Here is a 15,761-nt window from a genome sequence, read left to right as displayed (position 1 = left end):
AGAAACATGCCTACATATACTTACCCAAGATACCGTCGCAACTGGGAGCTCTGACCATGGTGACCACCCTCTCCAGTCGAGAATTCAATCAGGACACTAGCGGCGCGAAAAAAGCCGCTTCGCAAGGACCCGTCTTCATTACGGATCGCGGCCGCCCGGCCCATGTGCTGCTGACGATCGAAGATTATCTGCGCCTGAGCGGCGAACGCATGAGCCTTGCCGAAGCTCTGGCGCAAGCGAGCGCGGACTTTGATTTCGATCCGCCTCGCGTGCCCGGCGGGGTCTTCAGGCCCGCCGATCTCGATTGATGTTTCTACTGGATACCAATGTCGTTTCCGAACTCAGACGACCGGATAAAGCCGATCGCAACGTCGTCGCTTGGGCCAATGCAGCTCCCGTGGCGAATTTCTTCTTGTCCGTCATCTCGATTCTCGAGATTGAACTTGGCGCGCGTCTGATCGAGCGCAGGGACGCTGTGCAAGGCGCTGTCTTGCGCGCGTGGATCGGGGATCAAGTTCTGACTCGCTTCGAGGGACGCATCCTGGCCATCGACACGGCCGTGGCACAGCGCTGTGCGCAACTTCATGTTCCCAATCCGCGGGCCGAACGCGACGCTCTCATCGCAGCGACAGCGCTAGTTCACGGATTGACGGTTGTCACGCGCAATGTCGGGGACTTCGAACCTACTGGCGTGCCGCTGCTCAATCCGTGGCGCGCCACCTAACGCGCTATCTCAGCCGCACCACTGGTGCGGCTTCCGGCGCGGCGTCCTGCGCTTCGGCCTGCGCGTCATCGATATCTCCCGCTCCTTTCGGCATCGCTTCCACCACCTCGATGCCCTTGCTGTGGCAGATGGTGGTGAGGCGCTCGGGCAGCTCCTGATCGGTGACGAAGGTCTGGATCTGGCTGATATGGGCGATGCGGACCGGCGCGCTGCGGCGAAGTTTTGTGGAATCGGCCACCAGCATGACGCTGCGGGCATTGGCGATGATGGCCTGCGCCACCTGCACCTCGCGATAGTCGAAGTCGAGCAGCGCGCCCTCCTCGTCGATCGCGGACGCGCCGATGATGGCGTAGTCGACCTTGAACTGGCCAATCAGCTGCGTTGCAGTCGAACCGACCACGGCGCCGTCGGCGCGCCGCACCGTGCCGCCGGCGACCACCACCTCGATGCGGGGGTGGCGGTAGAGCAGCATGGCGACGTTGAGGTTGTTGGTGATGACGAGGAGATCCTCATGCGAGGTCAGCGCGCTCGCAACCTCCTCCGTCGTCGTGCCGATGTTGATGAAGAGCGAGCAGCCGTTCGGGATCAGCGAGGCTGCGGCCGCGCCGATCGCCTTTTTCTCGTCGGCGGCGACGAAGCGGCGCGCCTCGTAAGCGAGATTTTCGACGCCCGAGGCGATGATCGCGCCGCCATGGACGCGGGTCAGCGAACGGCGCTCGCAGAGATCGTTGAGGTCCTTGCGGATCGTCTGCGCCGAGACTTCGAACCGGCGCGCCAGCTCTTCGACCATGACGCGGCCGGAAGCGCGGGCGATGTTGAGGATCTCAGCTTGGCGATGGGTCAATCCGGTCACGGCAATGGCCTCAAATCAGAACGATGCATGGTGCGGCGGTTTGCGCGCGCGGTCAATGCGCGCGCCGATCACGGTTAATGGATGAAACCCTCAACACGCCGTTTCTTACCAGGTCATGGCAGCAGCGAGCCGCGCGAGCAGCGCCGGATCGTCGAAGGCACTCGCGGAGGCGACCGCGCCTGATCCAACAAGGTCAGCGTCGCTGAGGCTGGTCCGGATGCCGATGGTTGGAATGCCGGCGGCGGTGGCCGACTGCACGCCGGAGCGCGAATCCTCGAAGGCGATCGAGGCAGCCGCGCTGGCGCCGACGAAGCGCAAGCCCTCCTGATATGGCAGCGGATGCGGCTTGCCGTGCGGCAGTTCGTCGCCGATCACGAGCGCCTTGAAGCGGTGCGTGATGCCGAGGCCGGACAGCAGCAACTCAGCATTGAGACGCGGCGCATTGGTCACGGCGACCATGGGAATGCCGGCCGCGTCCGCGCGGTCGAGCAGCGCCATCAGGCCCGGCAGCGGCTCGACCTGTCCTGCGACCAGCGTGCGGAAGACTTCCTCCTTCTCGCCGAGAATGGCGGCGCGTCGTTCCAAGGTCTCGTCAGGCAGAAAACGCTCACCGATCGACACGTTGGCGAAGCCTTGCAGCTCCCTGGAGAAGCGCACGTGGTCGAAAACATGACCGTGAGGACCTAGTACCTGATTGAACGCCTTCAGGTGCAGCGGGTCGGTGTTGGCGAGCGTGCCGTCGATATCGAACAGCAATGCCCTGCCGAGAGTCTCGATCATGTCTGTACTTTCCCGAATGCGCGACGCATCAATGCCGAAGACGTATCAATAGAGCCTCGCGCGCGCAATGACGCACACGCATGACGACCACGCGCCACTCGACAAAGCCGCGCGCTGCTGCAACACTCCATACAAGATCAAAAAGGAGGAAACGATGACGATCAACCGACGCGATCTGGCTCTCTCGACTCTTGCCGTCTCCACGCTCGCTTTCGCAACACCGGCGCTGGCGGCCTCTGCCGACGATGAAGCCGTGGCGAAGCAGGTCGAGGCCTTCCGCCTCGCCCAGATCGCGGCCGACCCGAAAGCGCTCGGCGCGCTGTGCTGGGACGATCTCAGCTACAGCCATTCCAGCGGCAAGGTCGAGGACAAAGCGACCTTCATCGCCAACGCCACCGACGGCAAATCGAAGTTCCTCTCGATCGAATACAAGGATCCGACCATCAAGGTGGTCGGCCCCGCCGCGATCGTGCGCTTCCACTGGGTCGCGGAACAGGAGATGGCGGCCGATGGGAAAAAAGTGCCGACCAACCTCCACATCCTGATGAACTGGCAGAAGCAGGGCGGCGAGTGGAAGCTCCTGTCGCGCGCGGCGACGAAGCTGTGATTGACGGGTCATTCCGCGGCGCGCCGAAAGGCGCGAACTATGATGCGGAATTGCGCATCTGAGAATCCGTTGATCGGCAATTTCTGCAGCACGATATATTCCGGGCTCGCGCTTCGCGCGCCCCGGAATGACCGGCGGCTGACTACGCCGCCTCCTTCACATCGCCGTTAACCAGCTTGCGCGCAGCGCGCTCGGCTTCGCGCGCGTTGCGGAAGAGCTGGCCTTCGAGGCGATTGAACTGATGGGACGAGGCGAAGAAGCAGTAGCCTCCCTGACCGCGGACGACAATGCCCGCGGCCTCTGAATTCACTTCGATGATGTAGCTGTCCGGCATGGCCCGTAGATTCCTCAGTGCGGGCAATAACGACGACTCTGCCCAAAGGTTCCTGAGGACAAATCGGCCGTTTCCACCCCGAATCGACGCGTTATTGAGTACCCTGGGACCTCATCCGTTTTATGACTGGTTGTTGGCAAAGCCGCGGCGCGTTGACTCACGGTCGCCGCGTTTCACGATGCTGCAAGATTTCGTGAGATGCCGGAACGCTGCGCGCGGTTACGTCGCGATCGGCGGAGCATTTCGCTGGATCGCCTGCGGGTGGCCGCTATCGTCGATCGAGACGTAAGTAAAATTGCCGTCGGTGACGAGGATCTGCTGCAGCTCACGCCGCCGCAGCGCCCAAGCTTCAAGATGGATGGTGAGCGAGGTGCGGCCGACGCGCACCAAATTGGCATAAACCGAGACGAGATCGCCGACATAGACGGCCTTGCGAAAATTCATCGCGTCGATCGCAACCGTCACAGTGCGTGACTTCGCGAGTTTTGATGCGAACACGCCGCCGCCGACGTCCATCTGGCTGAGCAGCCAGCCGCCAAAGATGTCGCCATTGGCGTTGGTGTCGGCGGGCATCGCCAGCGTACGGATGCAAAGATCGCCGCTCGGCTCGGTGTCGGCCTGTTCGCTCATGTGCCTCTCACTTGAAATTGTCCCAGCCCGGATCGGGCGCGAAGCGCCCACCGAATCGCTCGGCCAGCGCGCGCATGGTCGATACGACATTCTCCACGCCGCGTGCACGTGCATAGTTCAGCGGCCCGCCGCGGAACGGCGCATAACCGGTGCCGAAGATCATGGCGCCATCGACCGCATCGGGATCGTCGACGATGCCTTCGCGCAGGCACGCGACGCAGACATTGGACATCGGCAACACCAGGCGGTCGATCATCTGGTCGGTGACGCGCGGACCGGTCTCCGGCAATGGCGCCTTCTCCGCCTTGCCGTCCTTCCAGGTGTAAAACCCCTTGCCGGTCTTGCGGCCAAGCTCGCCCTTGGCGACTTTTTCGCGCAACCACGCCGGCGTCGGCGGCAGCAGGTCACCAAACCTGGTGCGCAGCATGTCACCGACGTCGAGACAGATGTCGAGACCGACCTGATCGGCCAGCTCGATCGGACCCATCGGCATGCCGAACTGTTCGGCGGCGGCGTCGATCAGGCGCGGATCGATCTTCTCGTCCAGCATCACCATGGCTTCCAGCATGTAGGGCGTCAGCGCGCGGTTGACGAGGAAGCCCGGCGAGCTCTTCACCGACAGCGGCAGGCGGTCGATCGCACCGACGAAAGCGAGCGCCTCCTTCAGCACCTGCCCATCGTTGCCGTCGTGGCTGACGACCTCGACCAGTTGCAGCCGCGACACCGGATTGAAGAAGTGCAGGCCAACGAGGCGCTCTGGCCGCGTCAATGTCGTTCGGAGGTCCTGAAGCGGAATGCTCGACGTGTTGGTGGCGAGGATCGCATCCGGCTTCATCTTGGGCTCGAGGCCGGCATAAACCTTCTGCTTGAGCTCGAGCTTTTCCGGCACCGCCTCGATGATGAGATCGGCATTGCGGACGCCCTCGCCGTCCATGTCGGGGATCAGGCGATCGAGCGCATCGCGGACCTCGGTCGGCTTGCGGATGATCTTGCCGTAAAGCTCGGCCGCGCGCTTCACCGCGCCCGCGATCGGCTCGGCCTTCATGTCGGCCAGTGAGACGCGCAGCCCCTGCCCCGCGCACCACGCGGCGATATCACCACCCATGGCGCCGGCCCCGATGACATGGACGTGCTTGACCGTGTTGCCGGAGCCGGCGGCTTTCTTCATCTGCTCGCGCAGGAAGAACACGCGGATCAGATTCTGCGCGGTCGGCGTCACCATCAGCTTGGCGAAGGACGCCTGCTCTGCCTTCAGCATCGCAGCCTTGCTGCCGCCATGCGTCTCCCAGAGATCGATCAGCGCGTATGGGGCGGGATAATGCTCGCGGGGCGCGGCCTTCGCCGCCTCCGAGCGCATGCGTTTGGCAAGGAGCCCACGCACCGGGCCGAGATTGGCCGCGCGGGTGAGCAGGCCGGCCCGGGCCCGCTTCAGCCGGCCGAACAGCACATCTTTCACCGCGTTGCGGACATGGCGCTCCTGCGTCACGCTGTCGACGAGGCCGAGCGCTTTGGCGCGGCGCGCATCGATGGTGCGGCCGGTCAGCATCAGCGCCATCGACTGGGTCGGATTGACCAGTGCGGTGAAACGCGCGGTGCCGCCGAGACCGGGATGCAGGCCTAGCATCACTTCCGGGAAGCCGAAGCGCGCGCCGTCGATGGCGATGCGCGACTGGCAGGCGAGCGCGACCTCGAGTCCGCCGCCGAGGCAAAAACCGTGGATGACCGCGACCGTCGGCAGCTTCAGCACTTCAAGATGGTCCACCACCGCATGCGCGGCGCGGATGCGGGTTTCCACCATCGCGGGATCGCTGGCGCCGCGGAATTCGTTGACGTCGGCGCCGGCGATAAAGCCGGACGGCTTTGCCGAGCGGATCACGAGGCCCGCGGGCCGCTCGGTTTCGATCGCCGCGAGCACGGCGTCGAACTCCTCCATCACGTCGGAGGACAGCGTATTGGCGCTGGCATCGGCCCGGTCGAACAGCAACCAGGCGACGCCGTCGGCATCGCGCGTCAGCTTGAAATGCCTGTACGGACCGTCGGCCGCGGGCTGGGGTCCGAGCGCCAGCACGCGGTCGCCGAGCGCGGTCATGATTTTCGAATCCATGGTCACACCGCCTCGATCAGCATGGCACCGCCGAGCCCGCCGCCGATGCATTCGGTCGCAATCCCGCGCCGCGTGCCGAGCCGCTTCATGGCATTGACGAGATGCAGCACGATGCGGTTGCCGGAGGTGCCGACGGGATGGCCGAGCGAGATCGCGCCGCCATCGACGTTGAGTTTTTCGCGATCGATCTCGCCGGCCGCGCCGTCGAGCCTGAGAATCTCGCGGCAGAATTTGTCGTCGTTCCAGGCTGCGAGACAGCCGAGGACTTGCGTCGCAAAGGCCTCGTTCAGCTCCCAGGTCTCGACGTCCTTGATGGTGAGATTGTTGCGGGTCAGGAGCGGCGTGGCCGACATCACGGGGCCGAGGCCCATGATAGCAGGATCGAGCGCGGCCCAGTTGCTGTCGACGATCGCAGCCTTCGGTGTGAGCTTGTGCTTTGCGACCGCCGCGTCGGACGCCAGGATCACCCAGGAGGCGCCATCGGTGATCTGCGAGGAATTGCCGGCGGTCACCTGGCCCCAGGGACGCTCGAACACTGGCCGGAGCTTTGCCAGCGTCTCGGCCGTGGAGTCCGGACGCACGCCGTCATCATGGTCGAAAAATTTTCCGTCGCGGGAGAAGGCGGTCTCGACCTCGCCCTTCAGAAAGCCCGCGCCTTGCGCATGCGCGAGCCGGCGATGGCTTTCGGCGGCGTAGGCATCGGACTGGGCGCGCGTAATGCCGAAGAGATGGCCGACCACTTCGGCCGTCTGGCCCATGTTCAGTTCGGTGATGGGATCAGTGAGCCCGCGCTCCAGCCCGATGATCGGCTTGAGATAGCGCGGCCGCAGCTTGAACGCGGCGGCGAGCTTGGCGGCCATGCCCTTGGCAGTGGCGAGGCCGGCGAACCAACGCACACCGGAATTCGGCCAGACCAGCGGCGCGTGGCTGAGCGCCTCGGTGCCGCCGGCAAGGACCATGTCGGCATGGCCTTCGCGGATGTAGCGGTAGGCGGTTTCGATCGACTGCATGCCGGAGCCGCAATTGATCTGCACGGTGAAGGCGACCATGTCCTCGCCCATGCCGAGCCGGAGTGCGGCGACGCGCGCCGGGTTCATCTCGTCGGCGATCACGTTGACACAGCCGAGGATGACCTGGTCGAAATCGGTTGGCGAAAACGGCTGGCGCGCCAGGAGCGGCCGGCCGCACTGCACGGCGAGATCGACCGGCGTGAACGGGCCGGGTCCGGAGCGCGCTTTCAGAAACGGCGTCCGGCTGCCGTCGACGATGAAAACCGGTCGTGCCATCAGCTCGCCGCCCTCTGTTCACCGAGTTCCTGGAAGAACTGATGCACGTCGCCGGATTTCTTGTAAATCGGCGACAGCGCTTCCGGCGCAAAATCGTCGACCTCGATCACTTTTGTGACGGCTTCATGAGCGGCCGCGAGCTGCTCGCCTTCCGCCTGCGTGATCACGCCCTTGGTGACGGCGTCCTTCCAGTCGCGGATATGCGCGGCGCGCATGCGCTTGGCGATGGCATCGGTCGCCACGACCAGCTTGAACGCCCGCTCCAGCCGAGCGAAGCCGTTGTCGTCGTCGACATGTGCGAGATCGGGTGTGAGCCGATCGCGCGCCGCCGAGGGCTCCAGCACGAGGCTTGCGCATTGGTGGACGACGCGGTCGGACGGGCCGAGCACGCGGGCGCCGAAGGGCTGCACCACGAGCTTGAGGATCACGGCGACGAAGCGATTCGGCAAATTGGCGAGGATTTCGGCAAGCCGGTTCTCGATGGTTCTAAAGCCCGTCGCCATGCACCATTCCAGCGCAGCAATGTCCTGCTTCTGCCGGCCCTCGTCCTGCCAGCGTTTTAGCGCGGCCGAGAGCAGATAGAGTTCGGAGAGAATGTCGCCGAACCGCGCCGACAGCATCTCCTTCCGCTTCAGCGCACCGCCGAGCGTGAGCAGCGCCATGTCGGCGCAGAGCGCGAACGCCGCGGAGTAGCGCGAAAGCTGGCGATAGAATGGCGTGGCATCGCCCGCATCCGGTGCAAGCGCGAAGGCGCCAAAGGTCCAGCTGCGGCCAAAGGCGCGGAACAGCGTCCGGAAGCTGTGGCCGACATGCTTCCAGAACGCGCTGTCGAACGCTGTGAGCCCGCGCTCGTGATCGGTGTCGGCGAGCGCCTTCATCTCGTCGAGCAGATAGGGATGTGCGCGGATCGCGCCCTGCCCGAACACGATGAGGTTGCGGGTGAGGATGTTGGCGCCCTCGACCGTGATGCCGACAGGCACGGCGCGGTGGAGATTGCCGAGGTAGTTCTGGGGCCCGTCGATCACGGCCTTGCCGCCATGGATGTCCATGGCGTCGTCGATTGCGATGCGCATCCGCTCGGTCGCGTGCAGCTTCATGATGCCGGAGATGACGGCGGGATGGACGCCGGCATTGAGCGCCGCGCAGGTCAGCCGCCGCGCCGCGTCGAGCTGATAGGCTGTGGCGACGATGCGCGCGAGCGGCTCCTCGACGCCCTCGAACTTTGAGATGGAGATGCCGAACTGCTCGCGGATGCGGGCATAGGCGCCGGTGGTGCGCGCCGCGTAGGCGGCGCCGGCCGCAGAGAGTGACGGCAGCGAGATGCCGCGGCCGGCGGCGAGCGCGGTCATCAGCATCTTCCAGCCTTGGCCCAGCCGTGCCTCACCGCCGATGACATAGTCGAGCGGAATGAAGACGTCGCGGCCCCAGTTCGGGCCGTTCTGGAACACCTGCATTGACGGCAAATGGCGATGGCCGATCTCGACGCCGGGCAGATTGGTCGGGATCAGCGCCACCGTGATGCCGAGCTCTTCCTGTTCGCCGACGAGATGATCGGGATCGTAAGCCTTGAAGGCGAGACCGAGCAGCGTCGCGACGGGGCCGAGCGTGATGTAGCGCTTGTGCCAGTTGAGCCTGAGGCCTGTGACCTCTTGCCCCTCGAAGTTGCCCTTGCAGATGATGCCGGTGTCGACCATCGAGGCGGCGTCGGAGCCGGCCTCGGGGCTGGTGAGGCCGAAGCAGGGAATGTCGCGGCCATCCGCCAGGCGCGGCAGCCAGCGCTCCTGCTGCTCCTTGGTGCCGAAGCGCATCAAGAGCTCGCCGGGGCCGAGCGAGTTCGGCACCATCACCGTGACGGCGGCCGCGATCGAGCGCGTCGAGATTTTTCGCACGACTTCCGAATGCGCATAGGGCGAGAAGCCGAGCCCGCCAAACTCCTTCGGAATGATCATGCCGAAGAATTTTTCGCGCTTGATGAAGGTCCAGGCCTCCTGAGGAAGATCGCGCCATTCCCAAAAAATCTTCCACTCGTCGAGCATGGCACAGAGCTCGTCGACGGGACCATTGAGGAAGGCCTGCTCCTCGTCGGTCAGTTTCGCCTGCGGGATCTTGAGCAGCTTCGACCAGTCGGGATTGCCGGTGAAGAGGTCGGCGTCCCACCAGACGTCGCCGGCCTCCAGCGCCTCGCGCTCGGTGTCGGACATCGCCGGCAGCACGCCGCGCGCCCAGGAGAAGATCGGCTTGGTGATGGTGTCGCGGCGGAAGCTCATGGCGGACCTCATGCAACGGCGCGGTTATCGGGTATTTTAGCGGAAATTGGCCGTCGGGAGTGAAGACTTCGCGGGCAAAAAGATGCGAATTGACGCGGCCGGGCAGCCGCCCCCGGGGACGATAACGGCCGAGGCGTGCTGGCAGTTCCGGGAGGGGGCGGGGCCGAATGCCTCCGCCGTCATTCCGGGGCACGCGAAGCGTGAGCCCGGAATCCATCGTGTGGCAGCGTTGGTTGATGAATGGATTCCGGGCTCGACGCTAACGCGTCGCCCCAGAATGACGATGGGAGAGAGACTTGGACCTAATCCGGCCGGACCAACTCGAACATGTTTTCCGGCTTGATCTCGAAATAGTCGCCCCGGCGCCCCGCACGAACGATCGGGCGGGCGGCGGCGGTCTGGTAGACGCCGTCCTTGATCATGGCCCTGTCGATGTGGACGGCGACGACCTCGCCGAGCGTCAACCAGGCGTCGGCCTCCTTGCCGTCGGCGCCTTTGAGGCGGACGATGTCGGAGACCTTGCATTCAAAGGCGACCGGGCTTTCGCCGACGCGCGGCACGTTGACGAGCTTGCCCGGCACGGCGGTGAGGCCCGCGATCTCGAACTCGTCGACCTCAGGCGCGACATGCGCGGCGGTCGCGTTCATGTGCCTGGCGAGATCCATCGTGGCGAGATTCCAGACGAATTCGCCGGTCTGCTGGATGTTCTCAACCGAGTCCTTCCAGTTGGTGGAGGAGAAGCCGATGATCGGCGGCACGTAAGCGAAGGCGTTGAAGAAGCTGTAGGGCGCGAGGTTGACGTGGCCCCTGGTGTCGCGCGAGGAAATCCAGCCGATCGGCCGCGGCGCGATGATGGCGTTGAAGGGATCGTGCTTGAGGCCGTGGCCCTTGGCGGGCTCGTAGAAGTACAGGTCTTTGTCGGTCACGCTAGCGCTCCACTTTGCGTCATTCCGGGGCGATGCAAAGCATCGAACTCCGGTGCGCGCGCCCCGGAATGACGACAGGTGTGCTTATAGGGGAAACTCGGCCGCCCGTCAGTGGTGCGGCGACAGACCCGCGATGACGAAATCGATCATCTGGTCGATGCTCGGGCCCGGCTTGGTGGCGCACTGGGCGATCATCTGGGGGTGGAAGAAGCGCATCATGGCGGTGCAGGCGCATAGCGATGCCAGCTGCAGGTCGGGCGCCTCGAACTCGCCGGTGGCCGCGCCTTGCGCGATCATCTGGCCGATCACGCCGGCGATGCACTCCATATGGGTGACGCAGACGTCCCAGTCTTCCTGCATCGCGATCTCGACCATCTCGTGCAGCTTGGAATCACCGACATAGCGCTCGGTGTTCATGCGGTGGATGGTGGTGAGCAGCTCGCGGAAGCGCTCCTTGACCGGACCCGGCTTCGCCACGATCCGCTGCGCTTCCAGCTCGACCTCGCCCATCAACCCCCGTGCCACCGCCTGGTGAATCGCCTTCTTCGATTCGAAGAAGCGATAGACGTTGGCGGGGCTCATCCGGAGCTCTTTGGCGATGTCCCCGACCGTGGTCTTCTGATAGCCGATTACGCGGAACAGCCGCTCGGCCACCTCGAGAATACGGTCCCGGGTGTCGCCTTCGATATGTTCCGCAACCAGTGTCATGTTTCAGGACTCGTTCATCGGTAGTCTTCTCATTTATTCAGCCGCTTCAGCAAGCGGAATTGCGTGCTCGTCATCGCTCCCATGCTGCGGCGCGGCAGGCTGCTCCGGCGTCCCCGCCTCGTCCAGGCTCTTCCTGAACCACAGGGCATAGAGGCCCGGCAGGTACAGCAGCGTCAGGAAGGTCGCCACGAACAAGCCTCCCATGATCGTGATCGCCATCGGGCCCCAGAAGGCCGAGCGCGACAGCGGGATCATGGCGAGGATGGCGGCAAGCGCCGTCAGCACCACCGGACGGGCGCGGCGAACGGTTGCTTCCACGATCGCCTCGCGCCGGGTCAGGCCGTGCGAGACGTCGGTCTCGATCTGGTCGACCAGGATGACCGCGTTGCGCATGATCATGCCGGCGAGCGCAATCAGGCCGAGCAGCGCCACGAAGCCAAACGGGGCATTGGCGACGTTGAGGCCGAAAGAGGCGCCGACGATGCCGAGCGGCGCGGTCAGGAACACCAGGAACAGGCGCGAGAAGCTCTGCAGCTGGATCATCAGCAGCGTCAGCATCACCATGACCATCACCGGGAAGAGGATGAAGATCGAGGCATTGCCCTTGGCGGATTCCTCGAACGCGCCACCCGGCTCGATGCGGTAGGCCGGCTCGAGGTAGTCCTTGATCTGCTGCAGCTTCGGCGTGATCTGGCTGGTGACGTCGGGCGCCTGCACCCCGTCGACGACGTCGGAGCGCACAGTGATCGCCATGTCGCGGTTACGCCGCCACATGATCGGCTCCTCGTGGGCATACTCGATCTTGGCGATCTGCTGCAGCGGCACGGCGACGCCGTTCTTCGAAGTGATGGTGAGATCGCCGACGCCGCCGAGATCGAGACGCTCGGACGGGATCGCTCGCGCAACCACGCCGACCTTCTCGATGCCATCACGCACGGTCGTGACCTGCGCACCCGAAATCAGCATGGACAGCGCCTGGGAGACGTCCTGCGGGGTGAGACCCATGGCGCGGGCGCGATCCTGGTCGACGACGAGCTTGAGGTAGGGCGACTGCTCGTTCCAGTCGAGCTGGACGTCCTTCACGCTCTTGTTCTGCCGCATGACGTCGCGAACCTGGTAGGCGATCTCGCGCACCTTGTTGGCGTCGGGGCCGATCACGCGGAACTGCACGGGGAAGCCGACCGGCGGACCGAAATTGAAGCGGTCGACGCGTACGCGCGCTTCGGTCAGCATGCCGTCGGCAACCGCGCCCTCGATCTTGGCCTTGACCCGTTCGCGCGCCTCGACCCCCTTGGCGACGATGACGATCTCGGCAAAGGCCTCGTTCGGCAGCTGCGGGTTGAGACCAAGCCAGAAGCGCGGCGAGCCCTGGCCGACGTAAGACGTATAGGTTTCGATATCCTTGTCGTCCTTCAGCAGCGTCTCGGCCTTCTTCACCGCCTTCTCGGTGACGTTGAAGGCGGTGCCCTCGGGCAGGCGCAACTGCAGGAACAGCTCAGGCCGTTCCGACAGCGGGAAGAACTGCTGCTGAACATGGCCGAAGCCGACGATGGAAGCGATGAAGACGCCGACGGTCGCGGCCACCACGGTGATGCGGTGGTTGACGCACCATTGCACGATAGCGCGCAGGCCCCGGTACATGCGGGTCTCGTAGACCGCATGCGGATCGTGGTTGTGGTGCACCTTGATGTTGGGCAGCAGCATGACGCCGATATAGGGCGTGAAGATCACCGCCACGAACCAGGAGGCGACCAGCGCGATCGCCACGATCCAGAAGATGCTGCCGGCATATTCGCCGACCGCGGAATTGGCAAAGCCGATGGGGAGGAAGCCAGCGGCCGTGACCAGCGTTCCCGTGAGCATCGGAAACGCAGTGGATTCCCAGGCAAACGACGCCGCGCGAAAACGATCCCAGCCCTGCTCCATCTTCACCACCATCATCTCGACCGCGATGATGGCGTCATCGACCAGCAGGCCGAGCGCGATGATCAGCGCACCCAGCGTGATGCGGTGCAGGTCGAGCGACATCGTGTTCATGACGATGAAGACGATGCCGAGCACCAGCGGCACGGACAGCGCGACCACGATGCCGGTGCGCCAGCCCAGTGCCAGGAACGAGACGAACAGCACGATGACGAGCGCTTCCATGAAGGAGTGCACGAACTCGCCGACGGCGTGCTCGACCACCTTGGGCTGGTCGGCAATCAGGTTGACGTCGACGCCCTGCGGCACCGCCTTCATGAACTCAGCCGTCGCCTTCTCGACCTCCTTGCCGAGGTCGAGGATGTTGGCACCCTTGGCGGTGACGACGCCGATGCCGATCGCGGGCTTGCCTTCCTGGCGCACCACGAAGCTCGGCGGATCGACATAGCCGTGGGTGACGGTGGCGATGTCGCCGAGGCGGAATACGCGGCCGTTGCTCTCGACCGGGGTCTCGGCCACAGCCTTGGCGCCGTCGAGCGCACCGGTGACGCGCAGCGGCACGCGCTGCGACGAGGTCTCGACAGTACCGGCCGGCGTCACGTTGTTCTGCTTGGCGAGCGAGTCGAACAGCGCCTGCGGCGTGATGCCGAGCGTGGCGAGCTTCGCATGCGAAAATTCGACGAAGATGCGCTCGTCCTGATTGCCGTAGACGTCGACCTTGGTCACGCCGGGCACCTTCAGCAGGCGCTGACGGAAACCTTCCGAGACCTTCTTGAGCTGGGCGTAGTCGGCGCCGTCGCCGGTCATCATGTAAAGGATGGAGTCGACGTCGGAGAATTCGTCGTTGACGACCGGTCCCAGAATGCCTGCCGGCAACTGGCCCTGCACGTCGACCAGCTTCTTGCGCAGCAGATAGAAGAGGTACGGCACGTCCTTCGGCGGCGTGGAGTCGCGGAAGGTGACCTGGAGCGCCGTGAAGCCGGGCTTGGAATAGGTCTGCACCTTCTCGAAGTAAGGCAGCTCCTGGATCTTCTTCTCGATGGGATCCGCGACCTGGGTCTGCATCTCCTGTGCCGTCGCGCCTGGCCACATCACGGAGACGTTGACCACCTTCACGGTGAAGAACGGATCCTCGGCGCGGCCGAGCTTCTGATAGGAGAAGAAGCCGGCGACGCCGAGCACGAGCATCAAGAACAGGACCAGCGTCGGATGGCTGACGGCCCAGGCCGAAAGGTTGAAGCGCTTCATCGCTCTCTCCGGAAAAACGATCCAATTGCCAAAAACGACAGCCGCTCTGTTCAAGGCGTCGTCGCGAGGCAGCGAAGCAATCCAGGGGGCTGGGCAGATTCTGGATCGCTTCGCCGCTTCAGCCTTTGCGTAGGGGCAAAGGCCGAAACTCACCTCACACGACGTAACTGGTACTTCTTTTGTCATTCCGGGATGGTCCGAAGGACCAGACCCGGAAATGACACCAACTAAAAGGACAGTGACGACACGACCCGCACCTTCTGGCCGGGATCGAGCTTCTGCACGCCGAGCGTGACGATCTTGGCGCCCTCGTCGACACCGCTGGTGATGACGACGTCGTTGCTGTCGTAGGACTTCACCGCGACAGGCTTGAGCGTGACCGCGCCATTGTCGTCGACGACGTAGAAGGACGGCTTGCCGCCTTCGTTGAACAGCGCCGACAGCGGCAGCCGCGCGACACGCTCGGTGGCGGCGTCCGACAGCGTCAGCGTCGCCGTCATGCCGAGCGAAACCTTGTCGTCGGCTTCGGGCAGCGAGAACTTTGCGAGATAAGTGCGCGTCGCGGAATCCGCGGTGGGCGCGATCTCGCGGAGCTTCGCCGTATATTTCTTGTCCGGCTCCGACCAAAGAGTGACGCTGGCGGCGCCCGACTTGGCACGTCCGACCAGCGTCTCAGGGATCGCGACGACCGCTTCCTTTTCGGCAAAGCGGGCGACACGGATCGAGGTCTGGCCTGCGGCAACCACCTGGCCGGGCTCGATCAGCGTTGCGGTGACGACGCCACGGGCGTCGGCATTGAGCGTCGCGTAGGAAAGAGAATTCTTGGTCAGCTCGACCGAGCGGACGGCGCGGTCGAGGCGCGCACGTGCCTCGTCGGCGGCGGCGCGGCTCGAATCCATGGCCGCGTCGGTGGTCCAGCCCTTGGCCTTCAAATCCTTGGCACGCTGTTCGGCCGCGGCAGCCTGGGCCAGCACGCCGGTGGCGGCGGTCTGCTCGGCGACGGCCTGCTCGGCCTGCAGTTTCAGATCGACCTCGTCGAGGGTGGCGAGCGGCTGTCCGATCTCGACGGTCTGGCCGACTTCCACGAGACGCTTAGCGACCTTGCCGGCGACGCGGAAGCCGAGATCGCTCTCGATCCGGGGCCTGACGGTGCCGACGAAGCTGCGCTCCGGGGTCTCGGCATCATAATGGGCGGTCGCGACCAGGACCGGCCGCGGCGGCTCGGCTTTTTGCGCCACGGTATCATTACACCCGGCCAGCGCAGCGGCCATCAGGGCCAGCGACACACCCGCCAAGAGCCTGGAATAGCTGGACAAAACGGACCGAACGAACATCGGAGGACACTCCTGCGTCTGCAATGAGAGGAATGTC

At 64.6% G+C, this 15,761-nt stretch carries 14 protein-coding genes; 3 read left to right on the top strand and 11 right to left on the bottom strand.

The window, feature by feature from the left end; genetic code table 11:
- Positions 1-56 precede the first annotated feature (56 nt).
- Positions 57-308, top strand: coding sequence for a type II toxin-antitoxin system Phd/YefM family antitoxin (locus JJC00_RS10760; protein ID WP_200472540.1), 252 nt, complete (start codon positions 57-59; stop codon positions 306-308).
- Positions 308-724, top strand: coding sequence for a type II toxin-antitoxin system VapC family toxin (locus JJC00_RS10755; protein ID WP_200472539.1), 417 nt, complete (start codon positions 308-310; stop codon positions 722-724). Before JJC00_RS10760 ends, JJC00_RS10755 begins: the two co-directional genes overlap by 1 nt.
- 4 nt (positions 725-728) lie before the next feature.
- Here the strand turns inward: JJC00_RS10755 and JJC00_RS10750 are convergent, their stop codons facing one another.
- Both JJC00_RS10750 and JJC00_RS10745 read right to left on the bottom strand, forming a co-directional pair.
- Positions 729-1,577 carry a DeoR/GlpR family DNA-binding transcription regulator gene (locus JJC00_RS10750; protein ID WP_200472538.1) on the bottom strand — a complete coding sequence of 283 codons (849 nt, stop codon included), beginning with the start codon at positions 1,575-1,577 and terminating at the stop codon, positions 729-731.
- A gap of 105 nt (positions 1,578-1,682) precedes the next feature.
- Complete coding sequence (locus JJC00_RS10745; protein WP_200472537.1) at positions 1,683-2,357, bottom strand: HAD family hydrolase; 675 nt, start codon at positions 2,355-2,357, stop codon at positions 1,683-1,685.
- A 154-nt stretch (positions 2,358-2,511) separates the two neighbouring features.
- Between JJC00_RS10745 and JJC00_RS10740 the strand changes: the two genes are divergently transcribed.
- Positions 2,512-2,964 (top strand): nuclear transport factor 2 family protein, encoded by a 453-nt coding sequence (locus JJC00_RS10740; RefSeq protein ID WP_200472536.1) that lies wholly within the window; start codon positions 2,512-2,514, stop codon positions 2,962-2,964.
- Positions 2,965-3,106: 142 nt separating this feature from the next.
- Here the strand turns inward: JJC00_RS10740 and JJC00_RS10735 are convergent, their stop codons facing one another.
- The 9 genes from JJC00_RS10735 to JJC00_RS10695 all read right to left on the bottom strand — a co-directional run bounded on the left by JJC00_RS10735 (position 3,107) and on the right by JJC00_RS10695 (position 15,724).
- Positions 3,107-3,298 (bottom strand): hypothetical protein, encoded by a 192-nt coding sequence (locus tag JJC00_RS10735; RefSeq protein ID WP_200472535.1) that lies wholly within the window; start codon positions 3,296-3,298, stop codon positions 3,107-3,109.
- Between the two features lie 219 nt (positions 3,299-3,517).
- Entirely contained in the window at positions 3,518-3,928 is a 411-nt protein-coding gene (locus tag JJC00_RS10730; protein ID WP_200472534.1) for an acyl-CoA thioesterase, read from the bottom strand.
- Between the two features lie 7 nt (positions 3,929-3,935).
- Entirely contained in the window at positions 3,936-6,032 is a 2,097-nt protein-coding gene (locus JJC00_RS10725) for a 3-hydroxyacyl-CoA dehydrogenase NAD-binding domain-containing protein (protein WP_200472533.1), read from the bottom strand.
- Positions 6,033-6,034: 2 nt separating this feature from the next.
- Positions 6,035-7,318 carry an acetyl-CoA C-acetyltransferase gene (locus JJC00_RS10720; protein WP_200472532.1) on the bottom strand — a complete coding sequence of 428 codons (1,284 nt, stop codon included), beginning with the start codon at positions 7,316-7,318 and terminating at the stop codon, positions 6,035-6,037.
- Entirely contained in the window at positions 7,318-9,585 is a 2,268-nt protein-coding gene (locus JJC00_RS10715; protein ID WP_200472531.1) for an acyl-CoA dehydrogenase, read from the bottom strand. Before JJC00_RS10715 ends, JJC00_RS10720 begins: the two co-directional genes overlap by 1 nt.
- Positions 9,586-9,887: 302 nt before the next feature.
- Positions 9,888-10,511 carry a flavin reductase family protein gene (locus tag JJC00_RS10710; protein WP_200472530.1) on the bottom strand — a complete coding sequence of 208 codons (624 nt, stop codon included), beginning with the start codon at positions 10,509-10,511 and terminating at the stop codon, positions 9,888-9,890.
- Positions 10,512-10,619: 108 nt separating this feature from the next.
- Positions 10,620-11,219 carry a TetR/AcrR family transcriptional regulator gene (locus tag JJC00_RS10705; protein ID WP_200472529.1) on the bottom strand — a complete coding sequence of 200 codons (600 nt, stop codon included), beginning with the start codon at positions 11,217-11,219 and terminating at the stop codon, positions 10,620-10,622.
- Positions 11,220-11,252: 33 nt separating this feature from the next.
- Entirely contained in the window at positions 11,253-14,390 is a 3,138-nt protein-coding gene (locus JJC00_RS10700) for an efflux RND transporter permease subunit (RefSeq protein WP_200472528.1), read from the bottom strand.
- Between the two features lie 227 nt (positions 14,391-14,617).
- Positions 14,618-15,724: an efflux RND transporter periplasmic adaptor subunit gene (locus JJC00_RS10695; protein WP_200472527.1), complete on the bottom strand. Its 1,107-nt coding sequence runs from the start codon at positions 15,722-15,724 to the stop codon at positions 14,618-14,620.
- Positions 15,725-15,761: the final 37 nt, after the last annotated feature.

The sequence above is a fragment of the Bradyrhizobium diazoefficiens genome, from assembly GCF_016616885.1.
Lineage (GTDB): Bacteria > Pseudomonadota > Alphaproteobacteria > Rhizobiales > Xanthobacteraceae > Bradyrhizobium > Bradyrhizobium diazoefficiens_F.
Note: the sequence above shows the minus strand (reverse complement) of the source record. Positions and strands in the feature narration are given on the sequence as shown.